The sequence below is a fragment of the Pseudomonas sp. RW407 genome (assembly GCF_003176655.1).
Lineage (GTDB): Bacteria > Pseudomonadota > Gammaproteobacteria > Pseudomonadales > Pseudomonadaceae > Pseudomonas > Pseudomonas delhiensis.
The window spans coordinates 1,101,754-1,116,044 of the sequence record NZ_QGSL01000088.1; the positions used below are offsets into that span (position 1 = coordinate 1,101,754).

28 protein-coding genes are annotated in these 14,291 nt (G+C 59.9%); 13 read left to right on the forward strand and 15 right to left on the reverse strand.

Going from position 1 to position 14,291, the window contains the following annotated elements; genetic code table 11:
• Window positions 1–41 precede the first annotated feature (41 nt).
• The 13 genes from DK254_RS11515 to DK254_RS11565 form a co-directional block, all read right to left on the reverse strand.
• Window positions 42–398 carry a four helix bundle protein gene (locus DK254_RS11515; RefSeq protein ID WP_109931410.1) on the reverse strand — a complete coding sequence of 119 codons (357 nt, stop codon included), beginning with the start codon at window positions 396–398 and terminating at the stop codon, window positions 42–44.
• A 30-nt stretch (window positions 399–428) separates the two neighbouring features.
• Complete coding sequence (locus DK254_RS11520) at window positions 429–1,013, reverse strand: DUF1566 domain-containing protein (protein WP_109931412.1); 585 nt, start codon at window positions 1,011–1,013, stop codon at window positions 429–431.
• Window positions 1,014–1,127: 114 nt separating this feature from the next.
• A complete protein-coding gene (locus tag DK254_RS11525; protein WP_109931414.1) occupies window positions 1,128–1,613 on the reverse strand; it encodes a hypothetical protein in 486 nt (161 codons plus the stop codon).
• Between the two features lie 30 nt (window positions 1,614–1,643).
• On the reverse strand, window positions 1,644–2,117 hold the full coding sequence (locus DK254_RS11530; RefSeq protein WP_109931416.1) for a DUF1566 domain-containing protein: 474 nt from the start codon (window positions 2,115–2,117) through the stop codon (window positions 1,644–1,646).
• Window positions 2,118–2,213: 96 nt separating this feature from the next.
• Window positions 2,214–2,405 (reverse strand): hypothetical protein, encoded by a 192-nt coding sequence (locus DK254_RS33780; RefSeq protein WP_146219531.1) that lies wholly within the window; start codon window positions 2,403–2,405, stop codon window positions 2,214–2,216.
• A 65-nt stretch (window positions 2,406–2,470) separates the two neighbouring features.
• The gene (locus DK254_RS34130) at window positions 2,471–2,641 is read right to left on the reverse strand and encodes a hypothetical protein (protein ID WP_158546377.1); all 171 of its coding nucleotides are present in this window, start codon (window positions 2,639–2,641) and stop codon (window positions 2,471–2,473) included.
• A gap of 192 nt (window positions 2,642–2,833) precedes the next feature.
• The gene (locus DK254_RS11535; protein WP_109931418.1) at window positions 2,834–3,097 is read right to left on the reverse strand and encodes a hypothetical protein; all 264 of its coding nucleotides are present in this window, start codon (window positions 3,095–3,097) and stop codon (window positions 2,834–2,836) included.
• Between the two features lie 91 nt (window positions 3,098–3,188).
• Complete coding sequence (locus DK254_RS11540; RefSeq protein WP_109931420.1) at window positions 3,189–3,554, reverse strand: hypothetical protein; 366 nt, start codon at window positions 3,552–3,554, stop codon at window positions 3,189–3,191.
• A 194-nt stretch (window positions 3,555–3,748) separates the two neighbouring features.
• Window positions 3,749–3,967: a hypothetical protein gene (locus DK254_RS11545; protein WP_109931422.1), complete on the reverse strand. Its 219-nt coding sequence runs from the start codon at window positions 3,965–3,967 to the stop codon at window positions 3,749–3,751.
• Between the two features lie 873 nt (window positions 3,968–4,840).
• On the reverse strand, window positions 4,841–5,584 hold the full coding sequence (locus DK254_RS11550) for a DUF3800 domain-containing protein (protein ID WP_109931424.1): 744 nt from the start codon (window positions 5,582–5,584) through the stop codon (window positions 4,841–4,843).
• 244 nt (window positions 5,585–5,828) lie between these two features.
• Window positions 5,829–6,113, reverse strand: a complete 285-nt coding sequence (locus tag DK254_RS11555; RefSeq protein ID WP_109931426.1) for a DUF4236 domain-containing protein — start codon at window positions 6,111–6,113, stop codon at window positions 5,829–5,831.
• Between the two features lie 15 nt (window positions 6,114–6,128).
• Window positions 6,129–6,608 carry a hypothetical protein gene (locus DK254_RS11560; protein WP_109931428.1) on the reverse strand — a complete coding sequence of 160 codons (480 nt, stop codon included), beginning with the start codon at window positions 6,606–6,608 and terminating at the stop codon, window positions 6,129–6,131.
• A 22-nt stretch (window positions 6,609–6,630) separates the two neighbouring features.
• Window positions 6,631–7,323 (reverse strand): helix-turn-helix transcriptional regulator, encoded by a 693-nt coding sequence (locus DK254_RS11565; RefSeq protein ID WP_256595764.1) that lies wholly within the window; start codon window positions 7,321–7,323, stop codon window positions 6,631–6,633.
• A 100-nt stretch (window positions 7,324–7,423) separates the two neighbouring features.
• On the opposite strand from DK254_RS11565, the gene DK254_RS11570 reads away from it, so the two are divergent.
• Together DK254_RS11570 and DK254_RS34135 are read left to right on the forward strand one after the other, a co-directional pair.
• The gene (locus DK254_RS11570; RefSeq protein ID WP_109931430.1) at window positions 7,424–7,657 is read left to right on the forward strand and encodes a YdaS family helix-turn-helix protein; all 234 of its coding nucleotides are present in this window, start codon (window positions 7,424–7,426) and stop codon (window positions 7,655–7,657) included.
• Between the two features lie 32 nt (window positions 7,658–7,689).
• Window positions 7,690–7,860, forward strand: coding sequence for a hypothetical protein (locus tag DK254_RS34135; protein WP_158546378.1), 171 nt, complete (start codon window positions 7,690–7,692; stop codon window positions 7,858–7,860).
• Here DK254_RS34135 and DK254_RS33785 read toward each other — a convergent pair.
• Together DK254_RS33785 and DK254_RS11575 are read right to left on the reverse strand one after the other, a co-directional pair.
• Window positions 7,829–8,035, reverse strand: a complete 207-nt coding sequence (locus DK254_RS33785; protein ID WP_146219532.1) for a hypothetical protein — start codon at window positions 8,033–8,035, stop codon at window positions 7,829–7,831. The genes DK254_RS34135 and DK254_RS33785 overlap by 32 nt on opposite strands.
• Window positions 8,036–8,110: 75 nt before the next feature.
• Complete coding sequence (locus tag DK254_RS11575) at window positions 8,111–8,317, reverse strand: hypothetical protein (RefSeq protein ID WP_109931432.1); 207 nt, start codon at window positions 8,315–8,317, stop codon at window positions 8,111–8,113.
• On the opposite strand from DK254_RS11575, the gene DK254_RS11580 reads away from it, so the two are divergent.
• The 11 genes from DK254_RS11580 to DK254_RS34145 all read left to right on the forward strand — a co-directional run bounded on the left by DK254_RS11580 (window position 8,316) and on the right by DK254_RS34145 (window position 14,272).
• A complete protein-coding gene (locus DK254_RS11580) occupies window positions 8,316–8,990 on the forward strand; it encodes a hypothetical protein (protein WP_371921079.1) in 675 nt (224 codons plus the stop codon). The two genes, DK254_RS11575 and DK254_RS11580, sit on opposite strands and share 2 nt — an antisense overlap.
• 67 nt (window positions 8,991–9,057) lie before the next feature.
• Window positions 9,058–10,047 (forward strand): replication protein, encoded by a 990-nt coding sequence (locus DK254_RS11585; RefSeq protein WP_109931434.1) that lies wholly within the window; start codon window positions 9,058–9,060, stop codon window positions 10,045–10,047.
• On the forward strand, window positions 10,044–11,384 hold the full coding sequence (gene dnaB, locus DK254_RS11590) for a replicative DNA helicase (RefSeq protein WP_109931436.1): 1,341 nt from the start codon (window positions 10,044–10,046) through the stop codon (window positions 11,382–11,384). Before DK254_RS11585 ends, dnaB begins: the two co-directional genes overlap by 4 nt.
• Window positions 11,384–12,061 carry a hypothetical protein gene (locus DK254_RS11595; RefSeq protein ID WP_109931438.1) on the forward strand — a complete coding sequence of 226 codons (678 nt, stop codon included), beginning with the start codon at window positions 11,384–11,386 and terminating at the stop codon, window positions 12,059–12,061. Before dnaB ends, DK254_RS11595 begins: the two co-directional genes overlap by 1 nt.
• A gap of 112 nt (window positions 12,062–12,173) precedes the next feature.
• Window positions 12,174–12,413: a hypothetical protein gene (locus DK254_RS11600; protein WP_109931440.1), complete on the forward strand. Its 240-nt coding sequence runs from the start codon at window positions 12,174–12,176 to the stop codon at window positions 12,411–12,413.
• Entirely contained in the window at window positions 12,406–12,648 is a 243-nt protein-coding gene (locus DK254_RS11605) for a hypothetical protein (RefSeq protein WP_109931442.1), read from the forward strand. The genes DK254_RS11600 and DK254_RS11605 overlap by 8 nt, the downstream gene beginning before the upstream one ends.
• The gene (locus tag DK254_RS34140) at window positions 12,641–12,811 is read left to right on the forward strand and encodes a hypothetical protein (RefSeq protein WP_158546379.1); all 171 of its coding nucleotides are present in this window, start codon (window positions 12,641–12,643) and stop codon (window positions 12,809–12,811) included. Before DK254_RS11605 ends, DK254_RS34140 begins: the two co-directional genes overlap by 8 nt.
• Entirely contained in the window at window positions 12,804–13,079 is a 276-nt protein-coding gene (locus tag DK254_RS11610; RefSeq protein ID WP_109931444.1) for a hypothetical protein, read from the forward strand. The genes DK254_RS34140 and DK254_RS11610 overlap by 8 nt, the downstream gene beginning before the upstream one ends.
• Entirely contained in the window at window positions 13,072–13,518 is a 447-nt protein-coding gene (locus DK254_RS11615; protein ID WP_109931446.1) for a recombination protein NinB, read from the forward strand. The genes DK254_RS11610 and DK254_RS11615 overlap by 8 nt, the downstream gene beginning before the upstream one ends.
• Window positions 13,515–14,099 carry an HNH endonuclease gene (locus DK254_RS11620; RefSeq protein ID WP_109931448.1) on the forward strand — a complete coding sequence of 195 codons (585 nt, stop codon included), beginning with the start codon at window positions 13,515–13,517 and terminating at the stop codon, window positions 14,097–14,099. The genes DK254_RS11615 and DK254_RS11620 overlap by 4 nt, the downstream gene beginning before the upstream one ends.
• A complete protein-coding gene (locus DK254_RS34145; protein ID WP_158546380.1) occupies window positions 14,096–14,272 on the forward strand; it encodes a hypothetical protein in 177 nt (58 codons plus the stop codon). Before DK254_RS11620 ends, DK254_RS34145 begins: the two co-directional genes overlap by 4 nt.
• The last annotated feature ends 19 nt before the right edge of the window (window positions 14,273–14,291 follow it).

Consider the following 14,291-nt stretch of genomic DNA (forward strand, 5'->3'; position numbering starts at 1 on the left):
GCGAGACCAGATTCAGCGCGCAGGCGCGGAGGCCTTGACCTTCACGCAACGGGCGCGGTTGCGAACTTTCCTTTCCAGGCATTTGCCTGTTTGCCGATGGAGGCAGTGAGTTGCATAGCTGCAGCATGTTGCTTGAGGCTGATGAAGCGCTTGTTGGCGAGAGCGCGGAGCAGGTAGTTCACCATCCATACGCTTTCTAGCAATTGGTTTAGGTGAGCGACCTTGTCCTTCGCCATGTTTGCTCTGCCGATCAGCACCATGATCTGCAGTACCTCATCGCGGAGCTTGGAACCAACAACCTGCTTCAGATCACGCGGGATGTTGCGGACCAGATCAAGGGTGAGCCCAAGTAGCTCTTCGGCTGCCTTGTGAATCGCCAGTTCGGTGTGAATCGCCATCCTGGCACCCCCATGGATTGAATGACTGAATTACCGAAGAATTCTGCGGACGGGGCGGACGCGGAAGCTGTCGTCCTTGCCGTCGATGGTCGTGGTGCCGACGTTGAAGTCCACGTTGAAGGCGTAGTAGGAGGAGTACTGCGTACTGCTCCAGTGCCAGCCTTCGCTGAAGACCTCCGGGGCATTCGCCCAGGCCAGCATCAGCTCTGCCTGGGCTGGAAGGTAGAAGTCGCTGTGCCCGTCGATGGTGATGCCTGCGGCATACTCCGCAGCCGGATGATCACCTTCCTCGATCAGCACTCTGGTGTTCGCCAGGCCATCCCATTTGCTGGTCGCCTTCGAATCCTCTCCGTGGGCGCCCCACTTGAGCTTCGTATCGCTCTCGGCCTTCGCCACGATGAGATCGTAATCGGGATGACCATCGCGACCGCGCATGACGCCAAGGTAGATACCTCCTTGCTCGGGCCATTCGGTGCCGATGGCGGGCCGGGTTCCTACTGCAGAGGAAGCAGCCTCCAGGGCTTCTTCTCTCAGCATCTGGAGCATCAGCGCAGCGAACTCCACTTTATCGGTGGCGATATCTGTGTTTCCGGACTTGATGATGACAGTGGTCATGTCGACTCCTGAAGAAAAGAGCAGGCGGCCGGCGCTACTCGGCAAGCATCTGGTCTGACCGTCGAGGGGCTACGGTCCCGCGAATCGCCTGCAAGAAGGGATTGAAGGAATGGATCACTGAATGATGAGGCTGCGGACGGGGCGGACGCGGAAGCTGTAGTCCTTGTTGATGATGTCCGTGCCGCCGGCGCCGAAGTCCACGCTGAAGGCGTCGTAGGAGGAGTACTGCGAACTCGACCAGTACCAGCGATCCTGGAATCTGCCGATCTCGCCAGCATGCTTCGCCGCGAACAGAAGGTTCAGTTCCAGGGCGGAAGGGATGAATACGCCATCGCCGATCTCCACAGCCAGCTTGGCGATGGGGCTGCCGGCCTCGACCATCGCGCTAGTGTTTGCAGCACCGTCGCGGAAGCTTTTGGCGCCTTCGACGTTGACGCCGTACTCGCCCCATTTACCGGTGAATTCCCGTTCAGCTCCGATGTCGATCAGGGCTCTCTCGAAGCCGTTCAGCCAGTAGCGGGCACTGAAAATTCCGTCGGCCAGCGGTTGACCGATTTCCGGAAGTTCATCCGCAAGAATAGTGGTAATGACCTTGGTCATGGTGTGCTCCAGAAGGACTGAATGATTGAATCAGTGGAGGATGAGAATCTTGCGGACGGGGCGGACGCGGAAGCTGCCGTCCTTGAGGCCGATGTACGTGCTGCCGCCGAGGAAGTGCACGGGGAAGGCGAGGTCGGAGGAGTACTGCGAGCTGGTCCAATACCACTCGCTCTCGTCCAGGTCGCTCAGATACCCCTGCTGCTTGGCGAACATCATTTGGTGCGATTCGAGCGCCGAGGGGATGACGGCGCCGAGGGCCAGAACCTTGGCCGCCAGCTCGCTTCCCGCTTCAGCCATGGCGCGAGTGTTAGCCTCGCCGTCGCCATGGTTGGTATCGACACTCTTCCCGCGCTTACCCCATTCGCCTTTGATCTCAGCGTCGGCGCCGAGAGCAACCAGGGCGTATTCGGAATTGCCGTACCACTGGCGGGCGAAGAGGGTGCCATCAGCAAAGGGCTGGCCAAAGGCGGGGAGTTCGGATGCTTTGATCGATGCAGGGATCATGTCGGGTTTCCTTTGTGGTTTGGGCGGTGCGCGCTTTCGGCTGCCGGCGATGCGTCGGCATGCGAAAGAGGGCGGAAAGAGAAAGCCCGTGCGGTGTCACGGGCTTTCGGCGCGGTTGAGGCTTGTTGGCGGGACGCTATGCACCGGATTGCAGTGGCGCCCGGTGGTACATCGACCGAACCAATGCCGGCGCACCGGCTTTCCGGTGGATCGGGTAGGCAATTCAGGTTGCGCCGATTCCGGCGGCGCAAACGAAAGCAACACCCCGATCAGGATGATCAGAAGCATGGTGGTTCCTCGGGGAAAAGAAGCCCGGCGAACCGGGCTAAGAGGTGGCGTCCTTGCCGGGGAAGTCAGTCGACACGTTCGGAGTAAGTGCCCCATGCGGCTTCTTGCTCGAACCATTCGCCCTCGGCCATCTTCTTCGGCCAGCCGGGTGATCCCTGGTTCTGCAGCCAGTAGCGCTCGAACTGCTCCAGCTCTTCTTTGCGCTTCGCCACGTACTCGGAAACGGTGATGCTCATGCTGTTCTCCTGTCTTAGGTATGGAGCCATGGGGGAGCGGTCTGCGTGGGCGTCCCCAGCTTTCGCGATGGCTGCTTGCGTTCCACCTGGCATCGGCCTGATTACAAGTCAGGTGCCTGGCTACTCACTTGCAGACCGCTCCCCTCACGACTCCAAGGTTTGATGCGCCCTGGCTGGGCCAGGGGATCGGGTTCAGTCCAGTCCGGTTTCCGGCGGCGCCTCGCGGAAGACGGCGGCGATGCGCTCGAAGGCCTGGGCCATTTCCTCGCGCCGCTCCTGCGATTTCGGCAGCCAGAAGGTGACGGCGCTGCGGTCGTCATCCGCCGGCGGGTGGTGCAGGCGCTCGCTGCTGTGCAGGATCAGCTGGGCGGCGTGGTAGACGATGCCGGTGTTCGATTCCTTCGCCACGGTGATGACCTCGCTGGTCAGCTCCTGGCTGTAGACGTTGATGCGCATGGCGTTCCTCCTGTTGTCATCCCGCTGCACCCGGTCGCCCAGGTGCAGAAGTGATGCTCTCGGGAGCCCCTGCCGTCGGCAGGGCGGCGGATTAGGCCTGGAGCTGCGCAAGAAGGCGCGGCACCTTGCCGACCTGGCCGGCGTGCTCACGGGCGCTGACCATGGAGGCAACGCGCATGCCGAGCGCTGCGCTGGCGTGCTGTGGGTAGCCGGTCTTCAGCATGCGGATGCGAACGTGGTTCGCATCGCGCGCAGTGGCCACGCACAGCTTGACCTGCAAATCGCGGCGATCGAGTTCGCTCAGGATTGCCGCCTGGGCCTTCTTCGCGCCCCAGGTCTCGGCGGCAAACTCAAGGTCGTGCAGCTCGTAGGTGGTCCAGTTCTCAAGCGAGTACATGTCGCCGCGCTCGATGGCGTTGATCATGCGGCGCTGAAACTTCAGCTTGGTCTCGTCCATCTCGGTTCTCCCTTCTGCTGCGCCCTGCGGGCGGTTGTCTTCCCGGATGCGCCTCTGGTGGAGGCGCATCGAGGAAATCGGGTGGCGGTTGGATGGATACGCCATCCGCAGAGCCGCCGTGCGCCCTGGTCGGAGCCGACTCGTGGTGCGGCGCTACCGCACCCTCTGCTACACCCCGGTTGCGATCCGGGAATTCAGGCGGCGGCGTTCGAGGTATGCCATCCGCGGTTGAAGGCGCCACGCAGCCGGTTGTAGATACGCGCCCGCTCAGTGCGATCCAGCCCGCGCGTCTCGGCAAAAATGAATTGATCGACCGGCTGGCAGTCATACGGCGTCAGCATCAATCCGGCCTGTTGATATTTGGCCCCAAGCTCGAACATGGACTGTTCGTCGGCGGTCATCGCAGCGTTCATTGACCTCTCCTGTTCCGGTTGTCATCCCAAAGCGCCCTCGGGTGAAGGCGCTTCAGTGATGCTTCCCGCCGCGCTCAGCAATCTGGCGTCTTGCGCGGCGTCATGTCCTCACCACTGCCGATAGCAGCTCGGACTCGATGTGTTTGGCCTTGGGCTTCCCTCGCCGCGCCTTCAATCGGCTTACGGAGCAGGTCATGGGGGACTAGGGGTGATCTCGCGGGTTCGCTGCAGCCCGGCGGCCTGGTGATGTGGGCAGCTGCTCGCGAGGTGCCGATCCGAACATCGGCTGGGCTTGTTACTGCATGGGTGGGTTCCTCCTATTGGTTGTGTTCACCGCAAGCCTTTGCATGGCCTGTCCGCTTTGCCCGGGAAAGCGCCAATTCATGGCCCGAGCAGGGAGCGTTAGCAGTGCAACCCTCAGCCCGCTTTGCGCTATCTGCTCAGTGTCCTGAGCTGAGGGAGCGCGCCGCCTGGCGTCGAGCTGGCCGGGGTTACCCGGCATCAGCAGTCGTGTTTATCCACCGTCGCTCGCCACGCTGTTCTGTGGCGTCGGGACTGCGGTGGGGTCTGCGTTGTTAAAGAGCGTTCCGGCTTCGCCGAGGCATCTCTGCCTTGCCCCGAGGGGCCTGCCAGCGCGGTGGATTGCGTTGGTGTGTAGAGAAATTAGCAATCGCTAAATTACTTTGCAATAGCAATTGCTAAATATTTTCTCACGCCCACAAAAAAGCCCGCACTAGGCGGGCTCAGGATTCGGTGTCAGGCGGGGAGGGGCGGCGCTGGAGCGAGTTCAGCGCCGGGGCGGGGCGGTCGTCAGCTCAGTAGAGAGCCGGGAGGGAAGGATAGGCAGAAACGAAAAGCCCCGCGGGTGCGGGGTTAATTTTTTGCCGGGCGCGCCTGGATTACCGGTTGTGGTGCTGGATTCGATTGAGTCTTGGTATAGAGGCCGTGCTGGATTCCGCTATCGATATCGAAGTTGTCTTTGATTACCTCAAAGAACTGCCCGTCTCCATGCTCGAATTTCCTAAAGATCGCGAATGCAACCAGGTCAGCGAGCTGGATCAGGCGAGAGGCTTTGGAATCCAGAAATACGGGGACTTCAGCGTAATTCTTGGTTTGGCCTTGGCTATGCCCGGTATGCTTGAATTCGCGCGCGAGCGTCTGGATTCTGCGCTCAGTACTGCTCTTATCGAAAAGCATAATTCCGCGTTGGGGGTCGCCATGCTTGGCATAGAGCCTGCGAAGGAAAAGATCGAATCGCATCGAAAGCTTCTCAAACGCATGTTCTACGGGATCTGCCCCGGCAAATCCTTGCTTATCGATCACTGCTGCGAAGAGACGTACATGCTTGCTGGTCAGGCTGACAGCGAGCGAGTCCTTGATTGCCTGAACCCTGTCCGCAAGCGGGAATTGCTTCCAGCCATCCCTGCCTGACCGCATGGGAGATCCATGGAGCTCAATGTCGTAAGGAGCAGCAGGCTTGAAGCGTTCTGCAATCTTATTGAGCTCAGTCTCTATCCAGTGAGATTGCCGCTCAAAGACACTGACCCCGCCGAGCACGAAATAACGTTGCTGTGGATCGGCAACGCTTCCCGATTCGTCAAGGTACAGTAGATGCATCCATGCCTCCAAAGGAAAAGGCCGCGCAATGCGCGGCCTTTGGAATTAGGTAAGCCGGGCAGGGTAGAAACCCCGACGCACTGCAAGAAGGTCAGCGCTCCCGACTCATGCCGCGAAGTATAAGCGTCGTGATGATGACGTCAATGCTTTTCTGCAAAAAACGCTTGGCGTTGTCGCATTTTTTGTTGTAGGCAGCTATCGCCATGTGCAATCGATTGCACCGCTCCATCGTGGCGCCGAGGACCTAGCGCAGCGCTAGCCATGCCACGACTGTGATGGCGATCAAGATCACGATCAGCCACCCGCCGAAACCAAGGTTTGTGGTTTCGGTCTTCTGCCCGCCGCCTTTCGCGTAGAGTTTCGACGCAGAAAGGCCGGTGCCGGGAATGCCTGCGGTCATCCGTGTACCTTTTTTACTCAGGTTGGCGGTGAGCCCCTTCTTGCCAATCGACGCGCTCACGCCGCTCTTACTGACGTTCACCCGAATTCCAGGTGCGACCTTGAAGCTCTTCCTGAATCTGATCGCCATGACGGTGCTCTCCGCTCACTCCCCCATGATCTGCCTATAGCGGCGCTGGTATTCGTCGTAGCTCAGGCCAGTTTCGGCGTTCAGCTTTTCGAGTTGCTGCTGTTGCCATTGCTCGCGAGATACTAGGGCTGCCGGCTGACCTGTCGTGCTTGCAGTGGGAGCAGGGCGAACGGTTCGCTCATATGGCGAAATAGGTGCTGTCCCGCCGCGGGTAAACCTAGTCACTGTGCCATCCGGCCCAAGCTGAATTCCCACGCTCTGAATTTCGGTACCGATCCCCATGAATCCGGTATTCACGTAGGACCAGCCGAGTGTTCGATTGCCGTCAGAGTCGAGCGTCTCTGAAATTGGATTCCCGAAGAGGGCAACCAGGTCCTGCCGGTCTGTCTTCCCAGGAATGACCTGCTGCATCTGCGCATCGGTGATTCTCTTTCCAACGATGGCGCAGCTCGTCAGAAGAATTGAAGCCATGATGGCGATGGCTAGGGTGCGCATGGCGACCTCCTTGTCTTATGAGCTAGAGCTCGACATACCTGGTCGACTTCGAGATGGCCCCCATGAAGTGGATCTTCTCTATGTCGGTTTCGGCGATCGTTAGGGGCGGATGAGCATCGTTCACGCTAAGCAAGCGAACCATGCCATCTCTCGCGTACATGAAGACCTTGATCATGGACTGGCCATTCGTCGTCCTGACCAACACCTCATCCCCGGCGACGTAGGGTTTGTTTGGCTCAATGATGACGAACTCGCCGCTGCGTATCCTTGGCTCCATGCTGTCGCCGACGACCTTCAACGCATAGGCGTTTGGGTCATCACTGCTGATCCTGATATACCCGTCCCCGTGGCCAACGGGGTAATCCAAGGCCTCGAAATAGCCATCCGTTCCCAACTGCGCCATCCCTACGACTGGAACCAATCCGTCCTTAACTGCCATCGGCGCGCCTTCCACGTTCTGGAAATGCTGAAGGGCGCCTGAGATCCTGACGAACTCGCCATCAATGGCGTCTCCGTCCAGCCTGGAAAGGGATCCAGGCGGTAGACCGATCTTCTTCTCCATGTTGCGTGCAGCGCGCTCCCCGAAGTTCCTGGTGCCGTTCAGCAACTGAGAGATATAGGAGGCGTTCAGGTCATGCCTGTTCGCAAATTCTGCCTGCGTGAGGCCGCCCATCAGGCGTTTAAGGGCCTCAACTCGTAATTGGTTCATGTCCATCCGTTGATCGTCGCAGCCAGTTAGCAAACTGTAAATTACGGTTTGCTATTGCCTGTGCCATTAGCAAACGCTAATCTTGCTCCAAGAAAAGGAGGCTCAAATGAACCTACTCGAATACATGAAGCCGCTGTCGCGCGAGGAGCTGGAGGATTTCGCTGCTCGCTGCAAGACCAGCGCCGGGCAAATCAAACAGGTCGCCTACGGCCATCGCCGGGCAAGCGCTGCGTTGGCAATCGATATCGACCGGGAAACCAAGGGGGCGGTTAGCTGCGATCAGCTGCGCCCGGATATCGACTGGGCGTACCTGCGCAGTCGTCAGCCGTCCGCTGCCTAGCCGACAGCCTCACGAATTCATAGGAGCGCTCCATGAACGAACTCCAAGTCCAGATTGCCAGCCAGGCGTATGCCGATGCCGTTCGTGAAATGGCCACGGTGCCTTGCAGTGGTGAAGAGCTGAAAGAGAAGGCCGCCCACGTAGCGCAGGCACTGGTGGACGGCCTGCGGCTTATTTCTGAAGCGACCGGTAGTGCTCTGTGAGCCCCTTGTACATCGCGACCAGGAAAGCAGCGGCGTTTGCTCCAGACGCAGAGCTCACTCCCTTTGTACGGAAAAGATCGCCCCCTGCAGAGGAAATCAGAGCGACCAGCGCTTCGTGTGCAGCCTTTTCTGGATCGACAACCGGATCGGAAAGCTTGGTGATTTCGACGCTCATGTCGGGCCTCCGCGGCCTTCGTTGTGTGTGGAAGCAAAACGATAGCACGGAGCGCCTGACGCCCATTGAGACCGGTCATTTGCGGCGCGCCGCAAGCCGGGTGACCGCATGGTTGAAGGCTGTCTTTCCTGCGTCATCCAGCCGGTCTTGCACCAGTTCTGAGTAGTGATTGAACGCCGGCCAGACCTTGAACTGATAGGTCAGCGGCAGTGAGTGAAGTAGGGCGGCAAGCGCGCAACGAAGCGCGAGCACTTCGCCCTGGAGTTCGGAGAGGTCGGCCATGGGGAAATCCCTGTCGGTTGATCGAGTGATGACAGGCTACGAGCAGGAGCACAACGTGGAAACGTCCAGCCTTCGACATACCCAGACGCGCGACCAGGTTCTGGTGGCCTACGCCGCGGACCAGATCGCGCGCACCAGCCTCAGTACGGATGACTTCGCCCAGGCGTTGAGCCGTGCCTTGCATGATCGCTGCCCGACCAAGGCTGCAGAGAAGGGCGTGCCGGATTTCGAATCAGACCTCTTGTGCGCCAACCCTTCAGAGTTCCTGAAGGCCGGCGGCCGCTGGCTGAAACGTGTCCAGCGCCTTCTGGATGACCAGGAGATTCCGGCCTGGGTGGAAGAGGCCTGGGTGGAAGCCCTTGAGCCCGAATGGCGGGAGCGCTGCATCAACGAACTGGCGTCCCGCTACGGCCTGATCGGTGCCCGCTCCGAGGGTGTCAATGGCTGCCCGGTGAGCGCCTTCGGCCAACTGGTCGCCGGCCTTGGAGAGGCCGTGGAGCGCTGCAGCGCCGTTCTGGCTGACGGGAAGATCGACGAGCAGGACGTGCCGGAACTCCCGGCTGCTATCGACCGCCTGCGACTGGTCGAGTCGAAGAGCTTCGAGATGCGCCGCCGCATGGAAAACGAACTGGCCATCCACGTTGGTGGCCGGCCGTTCCGCGTGGTCGGCTGAATTACAGACACAAAAAAGCCGGGATTGCGGCCCGGCTGATTCGATAAAGCTGTGAACGGGATGAATCATGACAAACGTAGTCCAGATTGACAAGTCCAGGGGGTTTACCCGAATGGACAACAGCCTGATGGAGTCGCTGGCCAAGGTCGATTTGCCTGCCCGCGAGTTCCGGGTTCTTTTCGCAATCAGCCGGCAGACGATCGGTTACCAGGTCGAGGCGAAGCGCCTTACTGCAGACGAGATTGGCGCACTGACCAACATGCGCCGGGACGTGGTTTCCAAGGCGATCAGCCACCTCCTCGAGCGTCGCATCCTGTTCCGTATCGGTGGGAGCCGCGGTGAGCTCGGCGTATCGCCCGCCAACGAGTGGGTATTCCACGAAGAGAAGAAAAGCAGTCTCAGTGAGACCAAATCGTCTCACTCGGACAATGTGGTCTCACTGAGCGGTAATGCGAGTGAGACCAAAATTGCTCACTCCCTTCTCTATACAAAGAAAAAAGATCTACCCCCTGAAACTGTTCCTTCGGAACAGATTTCCGCCCCCCAAGGGGCTGCTCAGTCCCCCATCGAAAAACCGAACGGGGTTTCGTTCGATGGCGAGGAGTTCCACGTCGAGCCAGCCCTGATCGCCAAATGGACTAGCGCCTACGCCCCGGTTGACGTGGAGACCGAAGTTTCCCGGGCTGCCGTCTGGGCTGCCGCGAATCCTCGCAAGGCGAAGAAGAACTGGCGCATGTTCCTGGTCAAGTGGTTGGCGAAGAGCGCCGACAAGTCCGTGAGCGAGTCGGGCGTTCCTGTCGACAAGATCATCGACCTGTACCACCGCGTTTGCCCGAACCTGCCGGCGGTATCCGTCGCCAACGACAAGGTTCTCCGCGCCCTGATCGTCGAGCGCTGGAACGAGAGCGACAAGCACCAGGCCAGCCCGCTGTGGAAGACCATCTTCGAACGTGCCAATCGCCTGAGCCAGGTCTGGTATCGCGGCGCCAACGTTGTGCCGCGCCTCGAAGTGATCTGCTCGCGTGCCGTGTTCCGCCAGTTGGAGGAGCAGGCATGATCGAACTTCACAGCCTCGAAGCGGAGCACGGCGTGATTGGCGCCATGCTCAAGCAGCCGCACCTGATCAGCGTCATCGCCGACGAGCTTTCGCCGGATGCGTTCGCCTACTCCGTCAACGCCGAGCTGTATCGCCTGATCCTCGATCTGGAATCGGCCGGCACGCCGGTTGACATCATCACGCTCGGAGAAGCCAGGGAGTGCCTTTCGGACGAAACGCGCACGATGGCCTATGCCGGCGAGATCATGCTCAACACGCCGAGCGTGGCCAACGCCAAGGAATACGCCCGTATCGTTCGTGAGCGCGCCATTTCCCGCCAGATCGCAGACGCCGCCAGCGGGATCGAGCAGATCGCCCACGAGAACTGCTCCATTGAGGACAAGATCGCCCAGGCGCAAGCCCTGGTGCTCAGCCTGGATGCGGGCGGCGCTGATGGTGAGTGCCAGATGGTGGGAGACATCCTGCGCGACCATGTCGAGGTGCTTCAGGAGCGCCATGACCGCGCGCAGAAAGGCGACACGATGGATGGCTTGAGCACCGGCATTCCCGACCTTGACCAGTACATGCAAGGCCTGAAGCCGGGGCAGATGATCGTTGTCGCTGGTCGTCCTGCGATGGGAAAAACCACCCTGGCAATGAACATCGCGGCAGACGTGGCCATCAAGCAGAATAGGCCGGTTCTGGTGATCAGTCTCGAGATGACCAAGAGCCAGCTGATGGATCGCCTGATCGCTGCTGTCGGCGGGATACCCCTGCAAAACCTAAAGGACGGTTCCTGTACCCACAAGGAGTCGACCGAACTCGCTGCGGCCACCCTCAAGCTGCGCGACGCCAAGATCGCCGTGAGCGACGTACCGGTCATGACGATGCCGCGCATCCGCTCCATTGCCCGCCGGCAGAAGCACCGCATGGGCGACCTGGGCCTGATCGTCATCGATTACCTGGGCCTAGTGGAAGGCGAGGGTAAGGGGCGCGTGGATGACGTCACCACCATGTCGCGCCAGATGAAGCTGCTGGCCAGGGAGATCGGATGTCCGGTGCTCCCGCTCTGCCAGCTGAACCGCGGATGTGAGTCTCGCCCCGATAAGCGCCCGGTGCTCAGCGACCTGCGAGAGTCCGGCGCCATCGAGCAAGACGCGGACATCGTGATGTTCGTGTACCGGGACGAGGTTTATTTCCCGAACAGCGAGAAGAAGGGCATTGGCGAAATCCTGATCCGGAAGAACCGGGATGGGGAGATCGGCAGCGTCTTCACCGCCTTCCAGGGAAGCAAATCCCGATTCGTACCCCTGGCAAGTCACTACCGCGAACAGCCTGAGCAGAAGGAGGACTGGTGATGAAAGAGCGCCGGACCATCTACCAGCACCAGGGATACAAGCTCCGCTCGTACACCGAACTGATGTGGGCTCGACTCATGGATGCGCTGGATATTTTCTACCTCTACGAGCCTCACCTGCTCCAAGTCGAAGGCTGCAAGTACCTGCCCGATTTCTACTTGCCGTCGGCTGATATGTACTTGGAGGTCAAAGGCACGCGGCCGACCGACATCGAGAAGGCAAAAGCCGAACAGGTTCATACGACAACGGGGCGCCCCGTCGTGTTTCTGGTTTCCAGGCCGCAGAGCGACACCCGCGGATTCATGAATTGCTACCTGCTGGTTCCGCGCGATGACGAGTGGGCAGCCATGTCGCTGGATTGGCTTGGTCAGATTTTTCTGAAAGCAGCCGGCGAGTACGCATGGCACAGGGCGATTCTCTCGGTTCGCGAAAACATCCTGGATTGTCTGCGCCCGGCCAGCGAAGTCCTTGACGAGGTCCTGCTCGAAACGATGGGCAGGAGCGAAGCAGAGGACTGCCTCCGGCTTACCCACAAACGAACCAATGATGATCGCCGCTCGATTGACCGCGAACTGTCGATTTCAGATCGCGGCATCGCTTGGTGGCGAAACCGTTACTTCCCCACCGGGACTGGTCCCGCCGCATCGGCTTCGGCAGGAAGGAGGGCCTCCCAATGAAACGCTCCTGGAACGTCTTTATCCCTGGCCGCGCGCCATTCGTGATGATCCTGATGGAAGACTGCGATCCGCTGCAGGTCGTGAAGAGCATCTGGCCGGAGGCGAGCGTGCAATGAGCCGTAAGACAACCCTGGAATGCACAAAGCACGGCCTGCGCTTCGAGCAGTTCGACGACTGGCATGAGCAGAAGGGCGGGCCAGTGCCCGACTGCTACATCTGCGCGCACGAGAAAGCTGCTGCGCTTCGCGAGCAACTTCAGGTCGTGACACGGCAGCGTGACCTGCTGCTCGCAGCCATCGAGGTGAAGCTCAACGCCCCCGTGGAACCGGAGAGGAGCCTGAGCCATGACTGACAACCGCCACTTCGCAGATCCCTGGTTCTGGATGTGCGTCCACGAGGCAGTGGAATCCGGCTTCCTGAACGAATGGCTTCGCCTGACCGGAAATCGACTCCCTCGCAGCGAGATTGAACGCATGGTCGACGAGGCAACCGGCTACGGAGAGGACGTGGCTCGCCAGTTCCTCCAGCACGTGAAGGAGTTCATCTACGACACCATTCCGCACCCGGTGGAGGTAGCCAATGGATAAGCCCAGCCAGTTCTACCAAGCCAGCTACGGCGTCCACCTTCCCTACAACAAGCGCATGTGCTTCGGCTGCAACCAGGTGAAGCCCCGCGACAAGGCTCCGGCGTCCAAGGCTTGGCGCTGTGCCGATTGCAAGGCGAAGGCCAGGGAGGCGCGCAATGTCTGACTTCATTGATCGCCTCAATTCCCCAACAACGCAGGTATCTGACGGCCCCCTTCCCGGCAAGAAAGGCTGGGGCAAGGCTCCGTTTTGCGGGAACAAGGCCCACTTCTTCGAACTCATCTACGCCGACAGTATCGGCCCGCATGGGCGCGAGAAGTATTGGGTGGCTCTCTGTGGAGTGGATGCTGTCACCGCGGACAGAGTGCCGATGTTCGCGGCTGGCAGCTGGAAGCGCTGCAAGAACTGCGAGCGGAGGGCGAATCATGGCTGATCTCCAGCTCCGCACCGAATCCGACCGCAGGCGCCTGCTGGGCTTCATTTCCGGACTGGACCTGAGCAAGCCCCGCAAGGTGGCCATCAGCGAAGTCCGCAGCAAGCGCAGCGATGCTCAGAACCGTCTGCTCTGGATGTGGAATGGCGAGATCCAGAAGCACCTGCGCGAGTCGTTCGGCCAGATCGCCAGCTCAGAGGAATGGCACGAGATCCTGGTGGCCAAGCTCTGGCCTAGCCAGATCCACCCAGTAGAGCTACCAGATGGCACCAAGTACCGCGTCGGTCGCGCCAAGACTCGGACCTTCAACATCCAGCAGATGACGACCTACCTGGAGCTACTCGATGCGTACTGCGCCGAGCACCTGGGCCTGCTTTTGCCGCATCCGGATGAACTGATGATGGCCATCTACGGCGAGCGCAGGGGGAGAGCGGCATGAGCAAGTTCAAGGCGGGTGGTATCGATAAGCGCTCCAGAGACTTCATTGACACCATGCGAAAGCGTTACTTCCTGGATGAAGCTAGCGGCCGAGTCTGCTCGCATTTTTCGAACAGAGTTCTTGAAGGCTGGATTCTTGAGCCAAAGGAGGGCCAGGCTCGTTATCGCTGCCATAAGGTCTACTTCGATGGTAAGCAGCTGAGCATTCGCGAGCACCATTTGGTTTGGTTGATCACGCGCGGCGAATGGCCCGAGAGCGAAATTGACCATAAGGACCGCGACGGCCTCAACAATCGCCCTGAGAACCTTCGAATGGTCACTCACGCGATTAATGGCAGGAATCTCCCGCTACTGCGCAACAACAAGTCAGGAATCGCGGGCGTTCAATGGCGTCCTGATTTCTCACGCTGGGTTGCTCAGGTCAAGGTCAGGACTGGCGAAAAACAAAAGAGCATTTATCTCGGTTCGTTCGAGACGATCTTCGATGCAGCCTGCGCTAGGAAGTCCTACGAAGCAGCTAACGGATTCCGGAGCTGCGACTTCCAGCCCGAGCAGCAGAAGGCGAAGGAGGTGGAAGCGTGAGCATCTTCAAGCACGTCTGGTGGGCGGTTCGTCACGGTGCATGGAGCGCCGGCTGGGACCCGCAGTGGGGTAGTAAGCCCGATGATCCATTCATCTGGTGCAATCCGATGTACTACGACGGCCACCACTGCTACCTGCGCGTCGGCCACTTCTGGATTGGAGTGACCTACTGATGATTGAGAACACTTGCGA

Coding starts and splice junctions, on each gene's coding strand:
- DK254_RS11515 (WP_109931410.1), bottom strand. CDS start 398: ATGGCGATTCACACCGAACTGGCGATTCACAAGGCAGCCGAAGAGCTA.
- DK254_RS11520 (WP_109931412.1), bottom strand. CDS start 1,013: ATGACCACTGTCATCATCAAGTCCGGAAACACAGATATCGCCACCGAT.
- DK254_RS11525 (WP_109931414.1), bottom strand. CDS start 1,613: ATGACCAAGGTCATTACCACTATTCTTGCGGATGAACTTCCGGAAATC.
- DK254_RS11530 (WP_109931416.1), bottom strand. CDS start 2,117: ATGATCCCTGCATCGATCAAAGCATCCGAACTCCCCGCCTTTGGCCAG.
- DK254_RS33780 (WP_146219531.1), bottom strand. CDS start 2,405: ATGCTTCTGATCATCCTGATCGGGGTGTTGCTTTCGTTTGCGCCGCCG.
- DK254_RS34130 (WP_158546377.1), bottom strand. CDS start 2,641: ATGAGCATCACCGTTTCCGAGTACGTGGCGAAGCGCAAAGAAGAGCTG.
- DK254_RS11535 (WP_109931418.1), bottom strand. CDS start 3,097: ATGCGCATCAACGTCTACAGCCAGGAGCTGACCAGCGAGGTCATCACC.
- DK254_RS11540 (WP_109931420.1), bottom strand. CDS start 3,554: ATGGACGAGACCAAGCTGAAGTTTCAGCGCCGCATGATCAACGCCATC.
- DK254_RS11545 (WP_109931422.1), bottom strand. CDS start 3,967: ATGAACGCTGCGATGACCGCCGACGAACAGTCCATGTTCGAGCTTGGG.
- DK254_RS11550 (WP_109931424.1), bottom strand. CDS start 5,584: ATGCATCTACTGTACCTTGACGAATCGGGAAGCGTTGCCGATCCACAG.
- DK254_RS11555 (WP_109931426.1), bottom strand. CDS start 6,113: ATGGCGATCAGATTCAGGAAGAGCTTCAAGGTCGCACCTGGAATTCGG.
- DK254_RS11560 (WP_109931428.1), bottom strand. CDS start 6,608: ATGCGCACCCTAGCCATCGCCATCATGGCTTCAATTCTTCTGACGAGC.
- DK254_RS11565 (WP_256595764.1), bottom strand. CDS start 7,323: ATGGACATGAACCAATTACGAGTTGAGGCCCTTAAACGCCTGATGGGC.
- DK254_RS11570 (WP_109931430.1), top strand. CDS start 7,424: ATGAACCTACTCGAATACATGAAGCCGCTGTCGCGCGAGGAGCTGGAG.
- DK254_RS34135 (WP_158546378.1), top strand. CDS start 7,690: ATGAACGAACTCCAAGTCCAGATTGCCAGCCAGGCGTATGCCGATGCC.
- DK254_RS33785 (WP_146219532.1), bottom strand. CDS start 8,035: ATGAGCGTCGAAATCACCAAGCTTTCCGATCCGGTTGTCGATCCAGAA.
- DK254_RS11580 (WP_371921079.1), top strand. CDS start 8,316: ATGGGGAAATCCCTGTCGGTTGATCGAGTGATGACAGGCTACGAGCAG.
- DK254_RS11575 (WP_109931432.1), bottom strand. CDS start 8,317: ATGGCCGACCTCTCCGAACTCCAGGGCGAAGTGCTCGCGCTTCGTTGC.
- DK254_RS11585 (WP_109931434.1), top strand. CDS start 9,058: ATGACAAACGTAGTCCAGATTGACAAGTCCAGGGGGTTTACCCGAATG.
- dnaB (WP_109931436.1), top strand. CDS start 10,044: ATGATCGAACTTCACAGCCTCGAAGCGGAGCACGGCGTGATTGGCGCC.
- DK254_RS11595 (WP_109931438.1), top strand. CDS start 11,384: ATGAAAGAGCGCCGGACCATCTACCAGCACCAGGGATACAAGCTCCGC.
- DK254_RS11600 (WP_109931440.1), top strand. CDS start 12,174: ATGAGCCGTAAGACAACCCTGGAATGCACAAAGCACGGCCTGCGCTTC.
- DK254_RS11605 (WP_109931442.1), top strand. CDS start 12,406: ATGACTGACAACCGCCACTTCGCAGATCCCTGGTTCTGGATGTGCGTC.
- DK254_RS34140 (WP_158546379.1), top strand. CDS start 12,641: ATGGATAAGCCCAGCCAGTTCTACCAAGCCAGCTACGGCGTCCACCTT.
- DK254_RS11610 (WP_109931444.1), top strand. CDS start 12,804: ATGTCTGACTTCATTGATCGCCTCAATTCCCCAACAACGCAGGTATCT.
- DK254_RS11615 (WP_109931446.1), top strand. CDS start 13,072: ATGGCTGATCTCCAGCTCCGCACCGAATCCGACCGCAGGCGCCTGCTG.
- DK254_RS11620 (WP_109931448.1), top strand. CDS start 13,515: ATGAGCAAGTTCAAGGCGGGTGGTATCGATAAGCGCTCCAGAGACTTC.